Origin of the sequence: Xanthomonas sp. D-36-1, from assembly GCF_017746155.1 — a bacterium.
In the GTDB taxonomy this organism is placed as follows: Bacteria; Pseudomonadota; Gammaproteobacteria; order Xanthomonadales; family Xanthomonadaceae; genus Xanthomonas; species Xanthomonas cissicola.
In genome coordinates this window covers 1-4,534 of the sequence record NZ_JAGHWR010000124.1, presented here as the reverse complement: position 1 = coordinate 4,534, position 4,534 = coordinate 1, and the positions used below count along the sequence as shown (strand labels likewise).

Below are 4,534 nucleotides of genomic sequence, written 5' to 3'. Positions count from 1 at the left end.
ATTGATCAGACCATCCCTAAGGTGCCTGACTCTGACTTCGCGCGTTCAATAGCGGCAACAAGCTTTTCAAGCTCCGCCTCGGGCCTATGGAACCAGTCTGAACTCCAAATGCGGTAAACCTGCCAGCCTTTGTCACGCAACACGCTCTCACGCAATCGATCGCGATCACGGGCACTTTTTGCTTCTCGATACGACTGCCCGTCGCACTCAATCCCTAAGATGTAGCGCCCAGGTTTGTCCGGATTGGCAATCGCGATATCGACGAAGAAGCCTGCCAAGCCTACGTCCGTGTGAAGGTCGTAGCCCCGCGCGCGAAGCGCTTGGGCAACCTCTTGCTCAAACACGCTTTGCTTGGAGTCGCGCTCCTCCTTGTTGAGCGTCAGACGACCGGTCCTGGCGTAGTTCAAGAAAAGCTTCAAAGCGAAAGTGCCCTTGCCCTTAGCCCGATCGGTATCAATGTCCTCATCGGTGATCGAGGTGAATATTTCGCAGCGCGACTTGGCCCGGCTGATCAGCACATTCAAGCGACGCTCGCCCCCTTCACTGCTCACGGGACCAAAATTCATCGTCATGTGGCGCTGCGCATCGCGCCCGTAGCCGACCGAGATGAAGATGACATCGCGCTCGTCGCCCTGGATGTTTTCTAGGCTTTTGACAAAGAACGGCTCAGCCGGGTGATCTGCAAAGAACCCTTCTGTCTCAGGGTGCTGGCGTCGCAGCAGCTCCAACTCATCGAGAATGGCGCGGCGCTGCGCTGTCGAGAATGTCGCTACACCCAGCGTGAGCTGAGGCGTGTGCTGTGCATGCGCCAGCACCGCGAGTGCTACGGCCTTGGCTTCTTTTGGATTGGTGCGCGTGTTGCCCCGGTCGTAGATGGCTTCTGGTAGATGATGCAGTCGCAAGCCCACGCCTGCTTCGCTCGTGTAGGGACTTGGAACGATGAAGAGCTTGCCTTCGTAAAACTGCTGATTGGAAACAGCGATCAACGACTGATGGCGGCTCCGGTAGTGCCAACGCAGCATGCGCTCAGGCAAGCCTCGCGCACGGCAAAGGCCCAAGATGCTTTCCACATCCGACGCCTGCGCCCCGCCCTCATCGTCTTCCCGATCCCCCCCGTCGCCAAGCGCTTTGGAGAAGAAGCGCGTGGGCGGAAGTTGCCGCTCATCACCCACGATCACCAACTGCTTTGCGCGCGCAATCGCACCGAGCGCGTCGATCGGCTGCACTTGGCTCGCCTCGTCAATGACCAGCATGTCAAAGTCCAGCGCGCCTGCCGGCAAGAACTGCGCCACCGACAACGGGCTCATCATGAAGACGGGTTTGAGCGCCTGGATCGCGGGGGCACACCGTTGCATCAGTTGCCGGATCGGCAGATGCCCCTTCTTCCTCGCCATCTCGCCAATCAAGACAGCGGTCGGGCCGGTTGCTCCACCTTGGCGCGGGATCTTGCTGTGGTGCGCCTTGACGACTTCGTAGCGCGCGAGCTGCATGCGCTCTTGATCGAGGCTTGCAAAGCTTGCCACCACCTGCGATTGACGCTGCCCGTCAAAGCTTGCCAGCGCTCGATCGCGCTGCACCAGTGCTTGAAGCACCGCTTCGTAGTAAGACAGCTCAAACACGCCCAGAGCGTCAGCAACGGCCAAGTCCCCCTTGGCAAGCGCATCGACCACCGCGCCAAGGCCTTTGCGCTTGGCCTCATTGGCAATGGCCAGATACGCCACCCAAGTCCGAAGCCCTTCCGGGTCGGCTTGCCAGCTCGCCAGCTGTGATTTGAGCGTTGCCAAGGATGTTTGGCTTGGGTCACGCGTGATCTCAGCATTGCCTTCAAGCTGCAAGCCAACCAGAAGATCCATCACTTCGCCTGCCAAGGTGCCAGCAGCTGACGACGCTCGTTCGGCTTGGTCCAGCAGCTGTTGGGGCTCACTGATGCGTGCGGCCAAGGGCCGAAGCTCGGGATTTTGCTCAATCCAAGACACGATCGGATAAAGCTCGCCTGCCTTACTGTCGAGCGCTAGCCAAAACGGGCCAAACGCAGATGCCCCATCATTAGTCACTGCCTCAAACGCAGCATTGGCCGCTTGTGCCTGTTGGATCTCACCTATCGCCGCGAGCGCCTGCTCAACGGTCAGGTCCTCTGCCCCGAGCAAGAAGGCAGCCTGCTCAGATGCGGCCAGCCAAAGCGCCGATTTATCCATGAGATCAGAAAGCGCAACACGCTTTAAGACGGTCTCCTCGCCCCAAGGATTACGCTCAGCTGCAAGTAATGCTTCGTGCACGGGCGAAAGATTGCGACCGAGTTCTTCCAGAACTGGCTTCACGCGCTTGGCAATTTCGGTTGCCAGCACCCGATCACCGATGTCAGCTAAGCGCTCACGCACTCCACTCCCTAAGGGACGGAGCGTGCGCATCCAAGCCACAACGCCTCTGAGGAACGAAGGGTTTGAGCGCTCGCGTTGCCAGTTCGAGCCAAACGCCTCTTGGCCTTGGGGGTCGTGCTCGGCGATTTTGCGCTGCGCCGCCTTGGCATCGAGCAGCACATCCAAAGACCCAAGCATGTCCAAAGCTGGAAGCTTGGGGTTAGAAAGCAGTGTGCGGATTGTCTGATTGGCGCGACGCCAATCTCCACTTAGGAAGCGAAACAGGCTCGTGCCGCGCATGGCCAACTGACCGCGCGCCGCTTCAAGTTCCGCAGGGTCTTTGTTCCAGGCGCTGTCCCGGAAGACCGTTGAGAGGCTTGCTTTGGCCTGCTGGACGCTTTCAACGGCCACGACGATCTCTTCGACCGCATCTACCCCCCGGTCCCAAATGTGAGCCACCAGCGCATCGCGATCGAGTTCCGGAATGCTCGTGGCCCGCTCAGCGATCGCAACGAGGCGGAGGGCGAGATCCAGCGTCAGCGGTGACTTCTCAGCCAGAAGCTGCGTCAAGCGAGTGAGATCTGGCAGAAGCCGAACCAGTGCGCTGTGTGCCCCACCGAGCGTTGCAAGCTCTTTCCCCAAGACGAAGCTGCTTGGCAATGCGCCCAAGGTGGCCTTGGTAGCGTCCCAGTCCTGCACCAACGCGTCCGCTTTGATCTTCGCTTCGACCGCCGCCCTGGCCTTCTGAGCGCTTTCCAGCACATCGATGACAGTCGACGCACGACCAGGCTCATCCCAGACCTCGCTTTGGAGCGCGTTGGAGCCAAGCTTTGGCGCTTCTAGGAGCGCCTTCACGCGCTGAACCGCAAGGCCCGCATCATCAAAGAGCGCCGGAGGAGCAAGGTCCAGTGTGTGGTGGAGCGAAGTGCTTGACGCTTCCCAGTCACCCAACCGCTGGGACAATCCTGAGACCAAAATGAGCAACCGGTCGCGCTCACTCGGTAAGAGACCGTCGTTCTGAACGCCGCTCCAAGCGTGCTCATCTGGAACGCCGATCTCTTCAACTCGCTCGATCAGTTCGCGCAGGAGCGATTCCCGCTCCTCCTTTTGATGGGACGCCCAGGAGGTCGGCGCTTCGAGAGGCAGGCTTTGGGTCGTGTAGCCCAAGCGACGCAGGCGCACCATGTGTCCGAAGACTTGGTAAGGCGTCAGTCCAGACGGCTGGTGAACTTCGTGGAGCCGCGCCACATGGGCGTTGAGCGTGTCACGTCGTTCGGTGAGCTGCTCGATGATGGGCGCAGAGCTGCTTCGCTTCGGCTCGCCTAGGTTCAGCGTCTGGCGAAGTTCTTCCAGTAGTGAGCGCTTGTTGGCCTTGTTGCTATGGAGTTCCAGACACGCCACCCCCACACCGACATGATCCAAACGGCGTTTGACCACTTCGAGCGCGGCCATCTTCTCCGCCACGAACAGCACGCGCTTACCCTCAGCCACAGCGCCTGAGATGATGTTCGCGATGGTTTGAGACTTGCCCGTTCCAGGGGGCCCTTGCACCAGGATGTTGTTGCCTTGGAGCACATCGTGCACCACCAAGGCTTGCGACGAATCGCAGTCCACCACATGGCGCATCTTCTCAGGCGGGATGATGCGGTCCAGATTGCTCGCCTCATCGGTAAGACTTGCTCCGGGAAAGCCATCCTGAACGACGCCCCGAAGCGTCGGGATGGCCTCCATCCCGCCCAGCGCCTCCCAACCCTGGGGGTCTAAGTCCCGATACATCATGAACTTGGCGAACGAGAACAGCCCCAGGATGGCGTCATCGCGAAGCACACCCCAGGTGTCTTTGCCTTCCAGCATCACTTCAACCGACGCCAAGTAAGCATCAATATCGAGCGTTTCGAACTCTTCGATGTTGGGCAAGCGCAGCCCAAACTCGCGCTGCAAGAACAACTGCAACGACAAGTTGGCTTGGATATCGTCGCCGGTCCATTTGAGGTGGAACTTCTCGCCCGCTGTGCTTCGCTCCAATTGAACGGGGATGAGCACCAACGGCGCGAAGCGGTCCGTTTGCGGGGTGGAAGTAGCGCGCCAGCGCAGGTAGCCAACTGCTAGGTAAAGGACATTAAGGAAGGTCTGATCAACTCACCGCAGATGCGCGACACTATCGCCTTATGTAGAGG

The 4,534-nt window shown here is 59.6% G+C and carries 1 pseudogene; it reads right to left on the bottom strand.

Features of this window, described 5'->3' with window-relative positions:
* Positions 1–5: 5 nt before the first annotated feature.
* Positions 6–4,481 (bottom strand): annotated as a pseudogene (locus J7367_RS21850) (AAA domain-containing protein); the annotation flags it as partial.
* Between the last annotated feature and the right edge of the window lie 53 nt (positions 4,482–4,534).